Below are 15,661 nucleotides of genomic sequence, written 5' to 3'. Positions count from 1 at the left end.
TATTAATAATCTCAAATGATACGTTTAAAATATGAATATTGAGCTTCGTCATCTTCGTTATTTTATTGCTGTTGCCGAAGAGCTGCATTTTGGCCATGCGGCGGCGCGGTTAAATATTTCCCAGCCGCCGCTTAGTCAACAAATCCAAATCCTTGAGCAGCAAATTGGCGCGAAGCTACTGGCGCGGACCAACCGCAGCGTGTCGCTGACGCCCGCAGGCCGTCAGTTTCTGGCAGACAGTCGGCAGATATTAAGCCTGGTCGATGATGCCGTTAGCAGGGCGGCCCGGCTGCACCAGGGGGAAACCGGTGATTTGCGCATTGGCTTTACCTCATCGGCACCGTTTATTACCGCAGTATCAGATACCCTGTCGTCGTTTCGCCAGCGTTATCCGGATGTGCATATCCAGACCCGGGAAATTAATACACGTGAGCAGATTGCCCCGCTCAATGAGGGCAAACTTGACCTGGGACTGATGCGCAATACTTTGCTGCCTGACACGCTGGCCTGGCAGGTCATTTTGCGTGAGCCACTGCTGGCGATGATTCATCGCGATCATCCTTTGGCCGCGAAAGCTGGCGTATCACTTGCTGAGCTGGCGCGTGAGCCGTTTGTCTTTTTCGACCCGCATGTGGGGACCGGATTGTATGATGACATTCTCGGGTTATTGCGCCGTTATAATCTGACGCCGTCGATTACCCAGGAAGTGGGAGAGGCGATGACTATCATTGGTCTGGTGGCAGCGGGGCTCGGGGTGTCGATTTTGCCCGCCTCATTTCGGCGTGTGCAACTGAAAGAGATGCGTTGGGTACCGATCCTGGAAACAGATGCGGTATCGGAAATGTGGCTCGTATGGGCAAAGCATCATGAACAGGGAACAGCGGCACAGCGTTTCAGGCAGCAACTCATTTCTGCGGTGAATGCATAAAAAACGGGCAGTATACGCCTGCAAAACGTGCGGTAAATCACAAGCCTACGTAAAAATTTGACGGCGACTATTGAAGTGCTTCACCATATCCCAAAGTTTATTTCGGGCTCGAAAATAAAGGGAGTAAGAGGTGGTTGCTGATAGTCAGCCTGGGCATATTGATCAAATTAAGCAGACCAATGCAGGGGCTGTCTACCGCCTTATTGATCAGCTTGGCCCGGTGTCGCGCATCGATCTGTCACGTCTGGCGCAGCTTGCGCCGGCCAGTATTACCAAGATTGTGCGGGAAATGCTTGAAGCGCACCTGGTACAGGAGACCGAAATTCAGGAGCCAGGTAGCCGTGGGCGTCCTGCCGTTGGGCTGGTGGTAGAGACCGAAGCCTGGCATTATCTCTCTTTACGCATAAGCCGCGGGGAGATCTTTCTCTCCTTGCGCGACTTAAGCAGTAAGCTCGTGGTTGAAGATCGTCAGGAACTTCCGCTGACTGACGAAAAGCCGCTGCTGCAGCGCATTATTGTTCATATCGATCAGTTCTTTATTCGCCATCAGCAAAAGCTGGAGCGTCTAACCGCTATTGCTATCACCCTGCCTGGAATTATCGACACGGAAAATGGCATTGTGCACCGCATGCCGTTTTATGAAGACGTTAAAGATATGCCGCTGGGTGAAATGCTGGAACAGCACACCGGCGTGCCGGTCTATGTGCAGCATGACATCAGCGCCTGGACCATGGCTGAGGCGCTGTTTGGCGCGTCGCGCGGGGCGCGTGATGTTATCCAGGTGGTAATCGACCATAACGTCGGAGCCGGAGTGATCACCGATGGTCGTCTGCTTCACGCAGGCAGTAGCAGCCTGGTGGAGATTGGCCATACGCAGGTCGACCCGTATGGTAAACGCTGTTACTGCGGTAATCACGGGTGTCTGGAAACCATTGCCAGCGTGGAGAGCGTGCTGGAGCTGGCACAGCTACGCATGAGTCAGTCCATGAGTTCGATGCTGCACCAGCAGCCGCTGACTGTTGAGTCATTATGTGAAGCGGCGCAGCAGGGCGATTTACTGGCGAAGGACATTATCAGCGGCGTGGGGGCGAATGTCGGTCGCATTCTCGCCATCATGGTGAATTTATTCAATCCGCAAAAAATTCTCATCGGTTCGCCGCTCAGCAAGGCGGCGGATATTCTCTTCCCGGCGATTGCAGACTGCATTCGCCAGCAGTCGCTGCCCGCCTATAGCAAACATATTGCCGTTGAAAGCACCCAGTTTACCAATCAGGGCACCATGGCCGGTGCGGCACTGGTAAAGGACGCGATGTATAACGGATCCTTGTTGATTCGTTTGTTGCAGGGGTAACATTTTTACACTGTTCTACTAAAAATTGCGCTATCTCAAGCTGAACACCGCAGCCCTGACGTAGACTTTCGCTACTGAATTATTTTCCTGATTTATATTTTCGTAGCATAACGGTGGAGTTAGCGATGCTTAAGCGTTTCTTTGTAACGGGTACTGATACGTCTGTCGGGAAGACAGTGGTGTCCCGCGCGCTGCTACAGGCGCTGGCCGCTGGCGGCAGTACCGTCGCGGGTTACAAGCCAGTCGCTAAAGGGAGTAAAGAGACACCGGAAGGCCTGCGCAATAAAGATGCGCTGGTGCTGCAAAGCGTCTCATCAATTGATTTACCGTATTCTGCTGTCAATCCCATTGCGTTTAGCGAAGATGAAAGTAGCGTGGCGCACAGTTCTGCAATTAACTATACCCTTTTGTCCAATGGCCTTGCGCACCTGTGCGCTCAGGTTGACCACGTGGTGGTGGAAGGAACCGGGGGCTGGCGGAGCCTGATGAATGATTTGCGTCCGCTTTCCGAATGGGTAGTGCAGGAGCAAATGGGTGTGTTGATGGTGGTAGGGATACAGGAAGGCTGCATCAACCATGCGCTGTTGACTGCACAGGCTATCGCCAGCGATGGTTTGCCGTTGATTGGCTGGGTGGCCAACCGCATTAATCCGGGGCTTGCGCATTACGCAGAAATCATCAATGTTCTCAGCCGCAAGCTGCCTGCTCCGTTGGTAGGCGAGTTGCCCTATTTGCCGCGAGCCGAACAGCGTGACCTGGCGCATTATATCAATTTGCAGATGGCGAAAGGGATGCTGGCCGCTGAGCGCGTGCTGGCATAAGTCAGCCAGGCCCCGGATAAGGCGCTAGCGCCTTATCCGGCTACGCGTCTGGCGGGCTTATGTAGCCCGGCTCAGCGTAGCTCCAGGCGGGTTCAGGTATCGCTGTGAATATTGAGCGCCCGGCGCGTTTTGCCGGAGCTTAAATAATCTGCAATATAATCTTGTGAAATCTCCCCGTTATAGCGCCCGGCTTCATCAACGATTGGCATCCAGCTGGTATTACTCTCATACAACTTCGACAGAACCACGCGCAGATTATCCTCGGCTTTCCCGGTGATACGGAACGGATGCAACAACCCGGCGCAGTCGCCCTGCGCGCCGCGCGCTTCCCGTCGCTTCACAAAGCCCAGTGGTTTACCGTCACCATCAACCACGGTAATCGCGCGAATATCGTTATCATCCATCATCGCGAACGCTTCTTGCGCCGCCGTCGACTCACGTACCGTCAGTGTGGGCTGTTGGTCGGTGACGTCGCCTGCGGAAACCAGCAGCAGGCGTTTCAAAGTACGGTCCTGGCCGACAAAAGAGCCGACGAACTCGTTAGCGGGTTTCGCCAGCAGCTCATCCGGGCTGGCGCACTGTACAATGCGTCCCTGGCGGAAGACCGCAATCCGGTCGCCCAGCTTTAACGCCTCATCAATGTCGTGGCTGACCAGCATGACGGTTTTTTTCAGCGTGCGCTGCATCTCCAGAAACTGATTCTGGATGACTTCGCGGTTAATAGGGTCGACCGCGCCGAACGGTTCATCCATCAGCAGAACCGGCGGATCTGCCGCCAGTGCGCGGATCACCCCGATACGCTGCTGCTGACCGCCGGACATTTCACGCGGGTAGCGGTGAAGGAATTTTTTCGCATCCAGCGCGACCATATCCATTAACTCTTCGGCACGGCTTTTACAGCGGGCTTTATCCCAGCCCAGCATACGCGGCACCACAGTAATATTCTCTTCAATGGTCATATTGGGAAACAGACCGATCTGCTGGATAACATAGCCAAGGTTGCGACGCAGGCTGACGATGTCCATTTCGCTGGTATCTTTGTCATTGACCAGGATTTTACCGCTGCTGGGCATAATCAGGCGGTTAATCATCTTAAGCGTGGTCGTTTTGCCGCAACCGGACGGGCCTAACAGTACGCACATTTCACCCTGCGGCACGTGCAGATTGATATTGTCGACGGCCTTAACGGTCTGGCCATTTTTCTGTGTAAATTGTTTGGTCAAATTTTCCAGTTTTATCATTATCGAATCCCCTTCGGTGTCAGAACCACCTGCAAGCGATGCAGTAACCAGTCGAGTACGATGGCCAGGAAACAGATCATCAGCGCCCCCGCAATCAGCATACGAATATCGCTGCCGCCGATACCATTGAGTAACAGCAGCCCAAGGCCGCCAGCGCCGATGACCGCTGCAATGGCCATAACGCCAATATTCATCACCACCGCAGTACGAATGCCGCCGAAAATGACCGGCAGCGCCACAGGAATTTCTACCCAGCGCAGACGTTGCCAGAAGGTCATGCCAATGCCGCGCCCGGCTTCGCGCAGGCCAGGAGGCAGGTTATCCAGCGCCGTATGGGTGTTGCGCACGATAGGCAGTAAAGAATAAAGGAACACGGCGGTGATGGCGGGCAGGGCGCCGATCCCCTGGCCGACCAGCGAGAACAGAGGGATCATCAGACCGAATAAGGCAATAGACGGGATAGTCAGCACAATCGTTGCCAGCCCGAGCACAGGCGTTGCCAGCCATTTATGCCTGACGATAAGGATCCCCAGCGGCACACCCATCACTATGGCCAGACCGACTGCAAGCAGCACCAGCCAGAGGTGTTGAAAGGTGAGCATTGCCAGATAGCCCCAGTTATCCATCATGTAGTGAATCGTATCCATAGGCGCTCCTTACAGCAGACCTTTCTCACGCAGGAAGTCGTGCGCCACCTGCTGTGGCGTCTGGTGGTCAATATCGACTTTTGCGTTGAGCGTCATGATGACATCGTTATTGAGCAGACCGGAGAGTGTATTAAGCGCCTCTTCCAGTCCAGGATTGGCTTCCAGCGTGTCTTTACGGACGACCGGCGTCACGGCATAGCTGGGGAAGAAACCTTTGTCGTCTTCCAGCACTTTCAGATCGAAGCCTTTTACCCGGCCATCGGTGGTGTAGACCAGGCCTGCATCGACGAAGCCGTCACGGACGGCGTTGTAGACCAGTCCGGGGTCCATCTGACGGATTTGCGGCCTGTCCAGCTCAAGGTTATAGGCCTGCTGGAGAGGTTTCATGCCGTCGCTACGCCCGGAAAATTCGAGATCCAGCCCCAGCATCCAGTTGTGTTCAGGATCGGTCTTACGAATCTGCTCAATTTTCGCCACCATCTCCGACATGGTGTTGATATGTTCAGTCTTGAGCCTGCAGACCTCGATATCACTGACTTCTACGTACCTCCATGCGCCTTCTGGGGCATGGATGGGGCATAAGCCGAAAGCTTCTGATTCAGCAAGGAAACCTGCTCTGCGCTGTTTTCTGCCATCCAGGCACCGTAGACGCTGTACACCATCTGGGCGCTACTGTGGCCCATCTGCGATGCGATGAATGTCGGGTTGGCACCTGCAGACAGAGACCAGCACGCATAGGTGTGGCGTGACTGGTAAGCTTTGCGGTATCTTATTCCGGCGCGTTTGGTTACCGTTTCCCAGATTGAACTTACCGAACGCACAGAGTAGTGGTGCCCGGCGTAGCTGTTTTTGCGTGTCACCTGAGGATTAAAGATGAAGGTGCAGGGGTGCATGGTTGAGCGCCCGTACTCCCGCAACTTCACTTCAATCTGATACTGCCGCCCAAGTCGGGTCATCTCCGCCTGGTTTTTCAGGGTGTCAATGGCCGGCTGAATAAGATGAATCACTCTGTCGGTGCCCGCATCGGTCTTCGGTAGGGTGAAGTCTCCCTGCGAAGTGTGATTCCTCCTGACTGTCATCGTTCCCGCCCTGAGGTCGATATCCTCCCATGCAAGCGCGACCAGTTCCCCATGACGTACCCCCGTGTAAACCGCCAGCGACCAGAGATTTTTGATTTGCTGGTGATGGCAGGCTTCCATCAAACGCAAAAACTCATCCCTGTTTAATGGGTCAGGTTCAGCTTTCGACTTTTTTAGTGGCGTGATCCCGTCGAATGGATTGACGGATGCGTAGCCATTATCGGCAGCGAACTGAAACATGCCCGACATGGTAGTCATGTAGTAATTGACCGTTGGTACTGCGCGGCCAGTAATAACCGGCTTTTTTCCTCGCCCGGGTGAGTGCTGCCCGGTAAGAAGATCCTTACGGATAAACAGCAGATCCTCTCTGGACACCGCCGATACCATCCGGGTACCACCGATACGCGGGACCATATTTCTTACCACCGACTGATAGCGGCTCAGTGCGTTAGCGCTAATCTCCATTTTTTTTAGTTCCAGCCATTTTTCAGCAAGGACTTTTACGGTGATTTCTTTTTTCTCCAGACCTAACAGTTTGAGGTTAGGGGAGTTCGGGAACTGCGCTGCGTAATTAAAACTACCCATGCGGATAGCGAAACAAACCGATGTGCGCAGATCCCCGGCCACCTTCCGGTTTTTGGCGTTATCAGGTACACCGAGATTTTCCCTGATGCGCCGGCCGTTAAAATTGAACCATATGCGGAGCGAACCGCCATGATTCTCAACGCCCGTTGGGTATGATGCTTTACTCATAAATCCCTCCCGACGTCCAGGAGCGCAACAAGCTTACCTTTTTCATGGAACCCGATCACCATATTGGTTGTTTTTGTGCGGCCACCCACGCATCGACAGCTTTCCTGTTGTACATGCATTCGCTGGTGGGCTTTGGTTCCCCGTCCGGTGAAACGTGCTTATATTCCCGTCCAAGAAGCCAGGAGTTTTTTCGCGCCCGAGCGATAGTGCCTGGCTTCAAGCCGGTGACCGCAATCAGTAGTTGCTCGGTAACCCATTCGTTCGGTTCCACCTGAATAATCGTCTGCATACCCACCTCAAACTGTTTTTGTGAAACCAGCCCTGATCACGTTTTTTGCAATGGCGGCCGGTTCTGCTTCATGCAGTTCATCGTCTTCGCCCAGCACCGCTTTCATCAGCTCATTTTGCAGAACACTGTCATAATCTCGCGGCCAGAAGTCTTTCGGCATACCAAGCGAGTTACAGTAAAAAAAGACGCTAATCGTTATCTTTGCGGCTTCTTCTGCAGTCCGTTCCGGCTGGCGATAGCCAGCCTCCCATATTGCATCTGTCATAGCCGAAGGATCGCCGTTAGCTGCCTTAATCAGTGTCAAGAGTTCGAATACATTTACTTTGCTCACTCTGACGTCTCCCCATCGGTTTTACTGACGTAACCTTCCCAGCCGCCGTAGCTGTTAACCATTTCGCCCAAACGGGAAAAGCAGGCATTTATCCAGCGGATACCGCGTGGTGTCAGAACCGGAACCGTTCCCCAGTCGACGAAGCTGGAATTACTCCGGTGCATATACCTGATAAGGTCCAGGATATTGATGTAATGTGCACGACGGCGTTCCATGTCCCATCCCTTATCAATGAGGTAAGAATCAATAAAACCCTGTAGCGCTGGCTGGTTAAGCGAAATATCACCGTACTGGTGGCGGTAAACAGGGCGACGGTGGAGGCTGACCAGGTGAAACAGATATGCATCGCATACCCATGTCAGCGCCTGCTGGTGAGCCAGCTGTAATGAGTTAGCGGGCTGCCAGAATGGTTTATTCACCACGACATACCTCCGGCTCGTTGCGCTGGTTCCAGTTCCGGATAGCACCTTCCTTGCAGTCCGGAAGCTGTGAGGCATTGCAGCAACCGCAGTTCACAAACCAGGTGCTTTCGCCATCAAATTCCCGCAATGTTTCAACGAGGCTTACGTGTGGGTTGCCGCAGAAAGGGCATGGCTTAAGCAGATCATCACGGTTTGTTGTTTCAGTGGCCAGCGGGCACAGGTAAGGAACAACTGACATGATGGTCAGATTTTCTTTGCTGATGTGGAGAGGTGCGGCTTTAGCCGTGGCCAACTCAATCGCTTGCTCAACTCCGGAGGCGTCGACCTCGTATTTAAGCGGGTAACGGTCGCCGTCCGGATAGTTGGCAATAAAAGTGACTTCATAGGTTGATCCAGTCATTATTTTGCCTCCGGTGTATAAAGCGCTTTGTCATGGCTGTATTCGCCATTCCAGGTTTTTTTCATCGGCAACTCACCTTTCATGTACAACTGGTAAAGCCGGTGGCAGCCTTTCTCCAGCAGCGTCGGAGTAAATTTCGTAAAAGCGTCCTTACCGTGCGGTGTTATTTGTGTCTGGTCTTCCGTCAGATACTTATCGCGGGCATAGGAGGCGACGCGCCAGCGTGGGTCTTTCTCCGGATCGCGTTGTTCGTTGAACACCCAGTCGCGCTCGAAGGCCCACCACATCATTTTGTTGATGTTGACGCCGTTCAGGGCTTTGCAGAATGCCGGAATGGTCATGCCTTTGGTGAAGTGCTTCTCCAGGCTTTCAACGGTGGCATTGAGGGTTTTGTTTTCCAGCGCTGCCGCTTCCGCACGTTCTTCCGCCTCAATCACCATTAACGCTAATTCTTTACGGCTGATAGCGACCTGGGTAGACGGAGCAGGGATAGCGTCACGCTGGGTAAAGTAAAACTCCACGAGATATTCGTGATATCCCCATGCCTGATCGGTATCAACGATTTTCGACATGCGGGCCGCGCCGCGCTCAGTCCAGAGAATCAACTGGCTTGTATGTTTACTAACCAGGTGGCTCTTAGGTACTAGGTTCTTAAATTCCTTCAATTCTGAACCAGTTAAGAGAAAGTAGTGCTTGCCTTCTTCAAAACGATCCAGATTACGTGACAGGTTTTTGCGAATATTAACCTCATCCGTACCGTACCCCGCCGCCATCTGCTCAGTGGTCACCACACGCTGACCGCGATACTCAATGTGTTGCAGGTCACGTGCTGCGACAGTCGCTAATTCAGTTTTCATTGACATTGCCGCCTCTCCTTAATGCGCCATTGGTTTAACTGGCAGGTCTTTACCCGCACGAAGGCGACCTGCAACATCGGTGAATATTTCGTCCAGGAATTCGTTAAACCATGACTGCCCGTTCTCGCTCAGGCGCTGGTCATTGGCATGGTAGAACTGGTAAACAGCGATATAGCGTTCCGCTGGTTTGTACCGGATAAGGTCTTCTTCAACGTACTTAATCAAAACGTTCTCGATAAGCTCTCTCGTAAGACCCAGGGCCGTCCCGCCATCCCGGAATACATAGTCGCCTTCACGAAACCCAAAGCGTTTACCGCATTCAATGAGGTACAGAAGCGCTACGGAACCGCGCATGTGGGCGCAAACGGATTCAGCCCATTCCTGCTGTTCTGCGGCGGTCAGCGAGCTATTACCGTAACGATTTTCGTCCAGCATCCATGACGGAACGCTGCAGCCATCCCGTTCGCTCAGATCTTTCAGGCGGGCAACCAGGCGTTTAATTTTTGCTTTTTCGATATCGTTCATTTTCTGTCCTTCACTTTGGAGTAGCGTTCATGACTCATTACTTCCCAGCTTTGGCCGCCGTCGCGTGACAGCAGCCGCCAGCGTCGGTTAACCCTAAGGCTCAGATTTCCTGAGCGATGCATGCGGCAAGGGTGAACCCGTCTGTTTCTGTACTGGCGTAGAACGAAAACCGCCTGTTCATGCACCCACTCAGGAATGCGTATTGCTGTCAGTGCCATCAGATGACACCCCCGCCTACGTGTTTCTCTTTTACGTATTCGACGACTTCCATTAGCAGGTCATCGATAATTAACTTTCCTGACTCGGTCAGATATTCTGTTTCTTTATTTATTCCTATTGCATCCTGATAGGATGAATTGATTATTTTATTGCCCTCAATTGTTCCGAATTCGCCACGCGCCAGAGCTTCAAAGCGACGGAGTAGTAAATCCATATATTGCTCTGTGATTTCGACCGTCACGATTTTTTCAGCGGGGAGATTGATGATTAATAAATTCCCACCAGTTTTCTTTTTCATCCAGGCTAGCGCGGCATTCTTAATTCGGTTGCGGTATTTTTCGATAAGGACGTTTTTATTTTCCATCATTGCAAATCTCCTGCTCAAGACCTTGCATAAAGCAACTAACAGGCACTGATAGAGAATAAGCCAACTCAAATAAAGCTTTTGTCTCTGATGGTTCCAGTTCGTCCGAAGAAAAAGCAACAGCCTTGAGCAACGCGTATAGTTGAAAGCTTTCTAATTCCGCCTGCTGAACATCAATTTCTTTAGCCATGATTATCGCCCGTATGCTTTTTTTAAATGAAGAATTGCTAAGTGCCAGTATCCTGCGGAAGCTAATAAATTTGCGGTTATGAATGCATGTTTGTTTTTCATACATAACGCCTCACAGCAAGGGAAGCAACAACGCGACCGTAGACCTTCATGTCAGCTTGCTCGTCTTCGTCAAGCGTATATGTCTGGTATGCTTTATGGTCCGAAAGAATCATTAATTCATTATCAGGAAGTACAGCTATCCTTTTAATAAAAACGACCTCACGACCAAAAACTAAGCGGGTAAATACATATATGCCGTCTAGCTTAATTTTTCCGCCGCAATCAACAAACGCGACGACCTCACCAGGCTCAATCGTAGGCTGCATGGAGTCTCCATTCATTTGGCAGGTCATAACCATGTTGCCGTAGTCATGCACCGGACTGGAGCCAAAGAGCAATTCCGGTTTAATAATTGGTTGCTTAATCACAGAAAGTGAATTTTGCATTTTCTTTTCCTCATGTTGCAGGAATCCCCACCTAGTGAGGTGTAATTAACGTCTGGGAATATTTATTTGTAAGTTTTTTGTATCTTATCTGACAGTCCGGGAATAACACTTAAGATATGCAATTCCATCTCGTTTAACTTTTGAGGGTTATTTATATTGCAGAAGCGAATAAATTCATTTTCAATAGATACGTAAACGGTACTTTTGTAAGGATCAGCAAGATCAGTATGAAAACTAACTTTTAACTCTGGAAAAATATCTCTCAAATTTTCTTTTAGGTCGGCAAGCAGATAAGGGAAGCTTTTTAAAACAATCATGGCGACGGATTTAGAGATGGATTCCTTAGATGAAATTGCAGCAGTGAGGAATGCAATACCGCGATCACATTTATAAATACCGTAATACTCAACCTCATCTAAAATAACAGTCTCTAACAGATAACCACCGTCACTTTTGCAACGCTTGTGATTCATGAAGAGCCCTTTATTATCGATCACCGGAAACGTAACATATTCACCAGGGGCTACCCTGATTGAAACTTCTTCAAACTGTTCAATTGGTATAATACTCATTTCATTGGCTCCGCTGTTTGCCGATGAAATGAGAGTACACATTACGTTGTATTATGTAAACCACATTTGTTGTATTTTATTTGCCTATAACATTAATTGTTTGTTTTTAAACGATATTAAAATACCACGAATACTGTTTTTTGGGAATAAAAAACCCCGCCGCGGCGGGGTGGTTAATGTTTAACCTTACTACCTTTTGCGGCGGTAAATTCGATGTTCGACCATCGTGCCAATAATCGCCAATGGGATATCTTGCGAACGAAGGACTGGGTAATCAGGATTTAGGGGGATGAGCTCAAAGGTATTTACACCATGCAAGCCTATGCCCGTAGGTCTGTATTTTTTAAAAGTTGCTTCATGCTCACCATTCTTTGCAACCACAAACTCACCTGGGGCTGGCTCTATCTCTGGGTCTACAATAATCACATCCCCCTGCTTGAAATCAGGTTCCATCGAATCACCTTCAATCCTGAGGGCAAAAGTGAACTGAGACCAATCCATATCAGTCATTACATATTCAAAGCTACCATCAAATGCTTCAATAGGGTTTTTATGTGCCAAAGCGCCAGCCTGGACATAGCTTATCAATGGCACCCGCTTGGTGCTCACTTCCTCTAAGGTCTGAAAAGAGCCACCGTTGATGAGCCAGTTTGGATCTGTTTGAAGGGCCTTCGATAGTTCCAGTAGATTACGAGGGCGCTTTGTGCGTCCACTTTCAATGGAAACAATCCCCTGCTGTGTGGTGCCAACTTTTTCAGCAAGCTCCGTCTGGGTCATTCCTAAATCTAAACGCCGTTGTTTCACTCTGTCTGAAAGATTCATTTTGCATTACCCCATTCAATTGCTAACAGCTTACAACAATTATTGTATTTGACAAACAACAAATGGAGTATTTAAATACCATAAATGTTGTTTTTAACTATCGGAGTGATTAATGTCCATTTCTGCTCGATTAAAGCAATTACGGGTTGAAAAGGGTTTGACGCAGCACCAGCTGGGTTTGTTGTCGGGTGTCAAGCAGCAGACCATTCAACGCATTGAATCAGGATCATCAAGCCGCCCTCGAAACATTATTGAAATTGCAGAAGCTCTTGAATGTTCAGCAAAATGGCTTCTGTATGGCACCAATGACCAAAAGGCTAAGTCATGAGCATGGATCTGATGGTTAAGGCCATGAAGATTAAAGTTGGCAATCCACTACGCAAGCTCGTTCTGCTGAAACTGGCGGATAATGCGAGCGATTTGGGCGAGTGCTGGCCAAGTTTCAATCACATTGCAGAGCAGTGCGAAATCAGCCGCCGCTCAGTCATCAGCCATATTGACGCCCTGTGTGAAATGGGGCTGCTTAGCAAGGAATATCGCTCTGGCGTGAAGGGTAATTCCAGCAATCTTTATGTCATTAATTTTACTGGTGCAGGAGATTCACCAGGGAGTGCAAATAGTTCACTACCTGGTGCAGCAGTTTCACCACATGGTGCAGGAGATTCACCAGGGGGTGGTGCAGGAGATGCACCCAGAATCAGTCACTCTTTTGAACCAGTCAAAGAACCAGTCATAGAACCTAAATCTATTGGCGCATCGGCTGACGCCTCTGCACCGGCTTGTCCTGCAAAACAGGATTATTCACCTGAGTTTGAAACAGCGTGGCAGGTATACCCAAAACGCGCTGGTGGTAATTCCAAAGCCGCCGCCTTCAAGGCATGGAAAGCGCGCCTGAAAGACGGAGTTAAACCTGAAACCATGCTGGCAGGCGTGAAGCGATACGCAGCCTATGCCCGTACGACAGGTAGCACCGGGACTCAGTTCGTCAAGCAGGCCGCGACGTTCTTCGGCCCTGACCGACACTTTGACGAACCCTGGCAGGCACCATCCGCTCCCGGAGGTGGGCGACGAAACGTACTCCCGGTATCGGGTTTTAGTGAGCAGGATTATGGCGAGTCGGACTGCAACTGGTGATAACGGAGTGATTAACATGTTGGATCTTAATCAGCGCTCAGAGCGCGAGGCGCTGAAAGCGCAGCAGGAAAACCTCAACGAAGAACTGTCATTTGCTGTTGAGCATAAAAAACCCTGGCAGTTTGGTCACTGGCACAGTGGCGAAATCAGGACCATTGAATGCACTGCGAATGCCGGACATGGCGATTTCGGGCAGTTCACGCTGATCGGCAAAGACCTTCGTGGCAACGAAAACTTCAAGGTCTCACGTTGCCCCGCCTGTATTCGCGATGAGATCGCTCAGGTCGACGAGAAGCTGCGTTCGCTGCGCGTGTCTGACCTGCTGAGCGAAGCCGGGATTGCCCGCCGCTTTGAACATTGCGAATTCGCCACTTATCAGCCCGTAACCCCGGGCGCAGCCAAAAACCTTTCAGCCTGTCAGCGTTATGCCGAAAGCTGGCCAGACCGCCTTGCTGCAGGAACCGGACTGGTGATGCTGGGAAAATGCGGGACAGGCAAAAACCACCTCGCCGTTTCTCTGGCGAAAACCATCATTCGTAACCATCTTGCGCGGGTGGAAATCACCGACGTTATGCGCCTGACCCGTGCCGTAAAAAACACCTGGCGCAATAATTCCGACCACACCGAGGATGACGTACTGGACCACTTCATTTCACTGGATCTGCTGATTATCGACGAGGTGGGTGTGCAGTTTGGCAGCCTGGCCGAATCAGCCATCCTGCAGGAGGTTATCAATGCCCGCTACGAGAGTATTTTGCCTACCATCCTGATCAGTAACCTGACATTTGACCAACTGAAAGATGCGATTGGTGAGCGCATCGTCGATCGCGTCACTGACGGCGGGCGAAACCGCCAGGTGTTTAACTGGGAAAGCTATCGCGGCAATGGAGTGACCGAATGACGCCTGTGTGGAAAAACACCGATCTAGAAGGGGCGGTGATTGGCGCAATACTCCTGCGTGGTGCGGATCCCGAAGTGATGGATGTGATATCCCGACTGCCGGCAACCCGGAGTCAATGGCGAAAGGTATCGCCGAAATCAATGTCACAAAACAACGCAACGGTGCGCTCGGCACGGTATATCGCCGTTTCTTTAACGGACACTTCCTGCCAGTCGACCAGGATGAGGCCCGCCGCCGGTGCACACCACAACAAAAAACACAGCCTAAACGTTATAGCGGTCAGAAGTGGGAGAATGCGCAATGAAGATGGAATCAGGTCTCAAACATTTCAGCCCCCAGGGAATGCTCATCAATGATGATACGAAGAGCACCTCACCCGACCGACTTAACGGCACTGATATCATGTATGCGTTTGGAGCCACCAGCAGCCGCGCACGGTTCGGCCTGGCAGCATTCCTCGGAAAAGCTGGGGTCAGCAGGTCTGATGAGCAACTGGCGGTTCAGGCGCTGGCACGATACGCAATGGAGGTCGCGCCGAAGAACGTTCGTAAAGCTGCTGGTGGGCAATTCGGAAACTGTATGATGCTGCTCGCGCAATTTGCTTTCGCAGAATACTCACGCTCGGCGGCCAGCACAGCAACCTGCCTCCGTTGCAACGGCACAGGGAAAACCACCGTGACGCAGGTCACGCGTAAAGTATCCTACCCGTGGGGAAAAGCACCGTACTGGGCCAGTCGCTCCCGCGCTGTTCATCCGTCAGACTGGGAGCAATGGACAGAGGTAACGGAGATTGTCCCGGCCAAATGTGAGGCTTGCGACGGCAAGGGCCAGTTAAGCGCACGCTGCCGCTGTGGCGGAAAAGGCGAGGTGCTCGACCGCAAGGCGACAAAAGAAAAGGGCTCGCCGGTATTCAAGGTCTGTGAGCGTTGTAGTGGTAATGGTTTTACGGTCACGCCGTCCACAGTGGCTCACAAAGCAATCCTCAAATTCGTGCCTGACCTCCATGTCAGAACGTGGACAAGGAACTGGAAGCCATTCTATGAAGCGCTGGTGGATGTGTGCAACGCGGGCGAGAACAATGCAGCGCGAGAATTTGAACGTGTCACACGATAGCGAGCATATTTAGCATTTTCGAAACGTAGGGCTTGATTTTGTCCGAAGTTGTCTAGTATGCTTCTAATTATGGGTTCGTGCGTCTGAAACGAATAACCACCAAATTTAAGGCTCGCTTCGGCGGGCCTTTTTTCGTATTCAGGCCTCACTGACGGCGGCTCATTACCCAACCGTCAGGCGCTTGCGCAGAGGCCACCTTCTTTGGTCGCTGGACC

The 15,661-nt window shown here is 51.2% G+C and carries 22 protein-coding genes and 2 pseudogenes; 8 read left to right on the top strand and 16 right to left on the bottom strand.

The window, feature by feature from the left end:
* The first annotated feature begins 31 nt into the window (after nt 1-31).
* The 3 genes from AAIG39_RS21400 (at nt 32) to bioD (ending at nt 3,100) form a co-directional block, all read left to right on the top strand.
* Nucleotides 32-928 (top strand): LysR family transcriptional regulator, encoded by an 897-nt coding sequence (locus AAIG39_RS21400; protein WP_090088762.1) that lies wholly within the window; start codon nt 32-34, stop codon nt 926-928.
* A 130-nt stretch (nt 929-1,058) separates the two neighbouring features.
* A complete protein-coding gene (gene mlc, locus AAIG39_RS21395; protein ID WP_090088763.1) occupies nt 1,059-2,279 on the top strand; it encodes a sugar metabolism global transcriptional regulator Mlc in 1,221 nt (406 codons plus the stop codon).
* Nucleotides 2,280-2,404: 125 nt separating this feature from the next.
* Complete coding sequence (gene bioD, locus AAIG39_RS21390; RefSeq protein WP_249573197.1) at nt 2,405-3,100, top strand: dethiobiotin synthase; 696 nt, start codon at nt 2,405-2,407, stop codon at nt 3,098-3,100.
* Nucleotides 3,101-3,192: 92 nt separating this feature from the next.
* On the opposite strand, the gene osmV is transcribed toward bioD, so the two are convergent.
* The 16 genes and pseudogenes from osmV to AAIG39_RS21315 form a co-directional block, all read right to left on the bottom strand.
* On the bottom strand, nt 3,193-4,341 hold the full coding sequence (osmV, locus tag AAIG39_RS21385; RefSeq protein ID WP_090088766.1) for an osmoprotectant ABC transporter ATP-binding protein OsmV: 1,149 nt from the start codon (nt 4,339-4,341) through the stop codon (nt 3,193-3,195).
* Complete coding sequence (osmW, locus tag AAIG39_RS21380) at nt 4,341-4,988, bottom strand: osmoprotectant ABC transporter permease OsmW (protein WP_090088768.1); 648 nt, start codon at nt 4,986-4,988, stop codon at nt 4,341-4,343. The genes osmV and osmW overlap by 1 nt, the downstream gene beginning before the upstream one ends.
* A 9-nt stretch (nt 4,989-4,997) precedes the next feature.
* Nucleotides 4,998-5,492: pseudogene (gene osmX, locus AAIG39_RS21375) on the bottom strand (osmoprotectant ABC transporter substrate-binding protein OsmX); the annotation flags it as partial.
* A 35-nt stretch (nt 5,493-5,527) separates the two neighbouring features.
* Complete coding sequence (locus tag AAIG39_RS21370; protein ID WP_343194671.1) at nt 5,528-6,820, bottom strand: tyrosine-type recombinase/integrase; 1,293 nt, start codon at nt 6,818-6,820, stop codon at nt 5,528-5,530.
* A gap of 55 nt (nt 6,821-6,875) precedes the next feature.
* Nucleotides 6,876-7,109 carry an excisionase family protein gene (locus AAIG39_RS21365; protein WP_107224296.1) on the bottom strand — a complete coding sequence of 78 codons (234 nt, stop codon included), beginning with the start codon at nt 7,107-7,109 and terminating at the stop codon, nt 6,876-6,878.
* A 7-nt stretch (nt 7,110-7,116) separates the two neighbouring features.
* On the bottom strand, nt 7,117-7,440 hold the full coding sequence (locus AAIG39_RS21360; RefSeq protein WP_343194670.1) for a hypothetical protein: 324 nt from the start codon (nt 7,438-7,440) through the stop codon (nt 7,117-7,119).
* Nucleotides 7,437-7,862, bottom strand: a complete 426-nt coding sequence (locus tag AAIG39_RS21355; protein WP_249572941.1) for a hypothetical protein — start codon at nt 7,860-7,862, stop codon at nt 7,437-7,439. Before AAIG39_RS21355 ends, AAIG39_RS21360 begins: the two co-directional genes overlap by 4 nt.
* Entirely contained in the window at nt 7,852-8,262 is a 411-nt protein-coding gene (locus AAIG39_RS21350; protein WP_249572940.1) for a Lar family restriction alleviation protein, read from the bottom strand. The genes AAIG39_RS21355 and AAIG39_RS21350 overlap by 11 nt, the downstream gene beginning before the upstream one ends.
* The gene (locus AAIG39_RS21345; RefSeq protein ID WP_071196269.1) at nt 8,262-9,125 is read right to left on the bottom strand and encodes an ORF6N domain-containing protein; all 864 of its coding nucleotides are present in this window, start codon (nt 9,123-9,125) and stop codon (nt 8,262-8,264) included. Before AAIG39_RS21345 ends, AAIG39_RS21350 begins: the two co-directional genes overlap by 1 nt.
* Before the next feature lie 12 nt (nt 9,126-9,137).
* On the bottom strand, nt 9,138-9,644 hold the full coding sequence (locus tag AAIG39_RS21340) for a hypothetical protein (protein WP_071196270.1): 507 nt from the start codon (nt 9,642-9,644) through the stop codon (nt 9,138-9,140).
* Nucleotides 9,641-9,862, bottom strand: coding sequence for a ParE family toxin-like protein (locus AAIG39_RS25755; RefSeq protein ID WP_103278833.1), 222 nt, complete (start codon nt 9,860-9,862; stop codon nt 9,641-9,643). The genes AAIG39_RS21340 and AAIG39_RS25755 overlap by 4 nt, the downstream gene beginning before the upstream one ends.
* Nucleotides 9,862-10,230: a hypothetical protein gene (locus AAIG39_RS21335; RefSeq protein WP_343194669.1), complete on the bottom strand. Its 369-nt coding sequence runs from the start codon at nt 10,228-10,230 to the stop codon at nt 9,862-9,864. Before AAIG39_RS21335 ends, AAIG39_RS25755 begins: the two co-directional genes overlap by 1 nt.
* Nucleotides 10,217-10,417 (bottom strand): hypothetical protein, encoded by a 201-nt coding sequence (locus AAIG39_RS21330; RefSeq protein ID WP_146194778.1) that lies wholly within the window; start codon nt 10,415-10,417, stop codon nt 10,217-10,219. The genes AAIG39_RS21335 and AAIG39_RS21330 overlap by 14 nt, the downstream gene beginning before the upstream one ends.
* A 97-nt stretch (nt 10,418-10,514) precedes the next feature.
* A complete protein-coding gene (locus tag AAIG39_RS21325; RefSeq protein WP_343194668.1) occupies nt 10,515-10,904 on the bottom strand; it encodes a S24 family peptidase in 390 nt (129 codons plus the stop codon).
* 62 nt (nt 10,905-10,966) lie between these two features.
* The gene (locus AAIG39_RS21320) at nt 10,967-11,476 is read right to left on the bottom strand and encodes a hypothetical protein (protein ID WP_343194667.1); all 510 of its coding nucleotides are present in this window, start codon (nt 11,474-11,476) and stop codon (nt 10,967-10,969) included.
* 189 nt (nt 11,477-11,665) lie between these two features.
* Nucleotides 11,666-12,298 (bottom strand): LexA family protein, encoded by a 633-nt coding sequence (locus AAIG39_RS21315; protein ID WP_103278836.1) that lies wholly within the window; start codon nt 12,296-12,298, stop codon nt 11,666-11,668.
* Between the two features lie 112 nt (nt 12,299-12,410).
* On the opposite strand from AAIG39_RS21315, the gene AAIG39_RS21310 reads away from it, so the two are divergent.
* The 5 genes and pseudogenes from AAIG39_RS21310 to AAIG39_RS21290 all read left to right on the top strand — a co-directional run bounded on the left by AAIG39_RS21310 (nt 12,411) and on the right by AAIG39_RS21290 (nt 15,446).
* Nucleotides 12,411-12,626 (top strand): helix-turn-helix domain-containing protein, encoded by a 216-nt coding sequence (locus tag AAIG39_RS21310; protein WP_103278837.1) that lies wholly within the window; start codon nt 12,411-12,413, stop codon nt 12,624-12,626.
* Nucleotides 12,623-13,432 carry a helix-turn-helix domain-containing protein gene (locus tag AAIG39_RS21305; RefSeq protein WP_343194666.1) on the top strand — a complete coding sequence of 270 codons (810 nt, stop codon included), beginning with the start codon at nt 12,623-12,625 and terminating at the stop codon, nt 13,430-13,432. Before AAIG39_RS21310 ends, AAIG39_RS21305 begins: the two co-directional genes overlap by 4 nt.
* A gap of 16 nt (nt 13,433-13,448) precedes the next feature.
* Nucleotides 13,449-14,333, top strand: coding sequence for an ATP-binding protein (locus AAIG39_RS21300; protein ID WP_103278839.1), 885 nt, complete (start codon nt 13,449-13,451; stop codon nt 14,331-14,333).
* 103 nt (nt 14,334-14,436) lie between these two features.
* Nucleotides 14,437-14,637 (top strand): annotated as a pseudogene (locus AAIG39_RS21295) (replicative DNA helicase); the annotation flags it as partial.
* On the top strand, nt 14,634-15,446 hold the full coding sequence (locus AAIG39_RS21290) for an antitermination protein (RefSeq protein WP_343194665.1): 813 nt from the start codon (nt 14,634-14,636) through the stop codon (nt 15,444-15,446). The pseudogene AAIG39_RS21295 and the gene AAIG39_RS21290, both read left to right, overlap by 4 nt.
* Nucleotides 15,447-15,661: the final 215 nt, after the last annotated feature.

The sequence above is a fragment of the Phytobacter palmae genome, from assembly GCF_039409775.1.
Classification (GTDB): domain Bacteria; phylum Pseudomonadota; class Gammaproteobacteria; order Enterobacterales; family Enterobacteriaceae; genus Phytobacter; species Phytobacter palmae.
The sequence above is the reverse complement of the archived record's forward strand: the minus strand, read 5'-3'. Positions and strand labels throughout refer to the sequence as shown.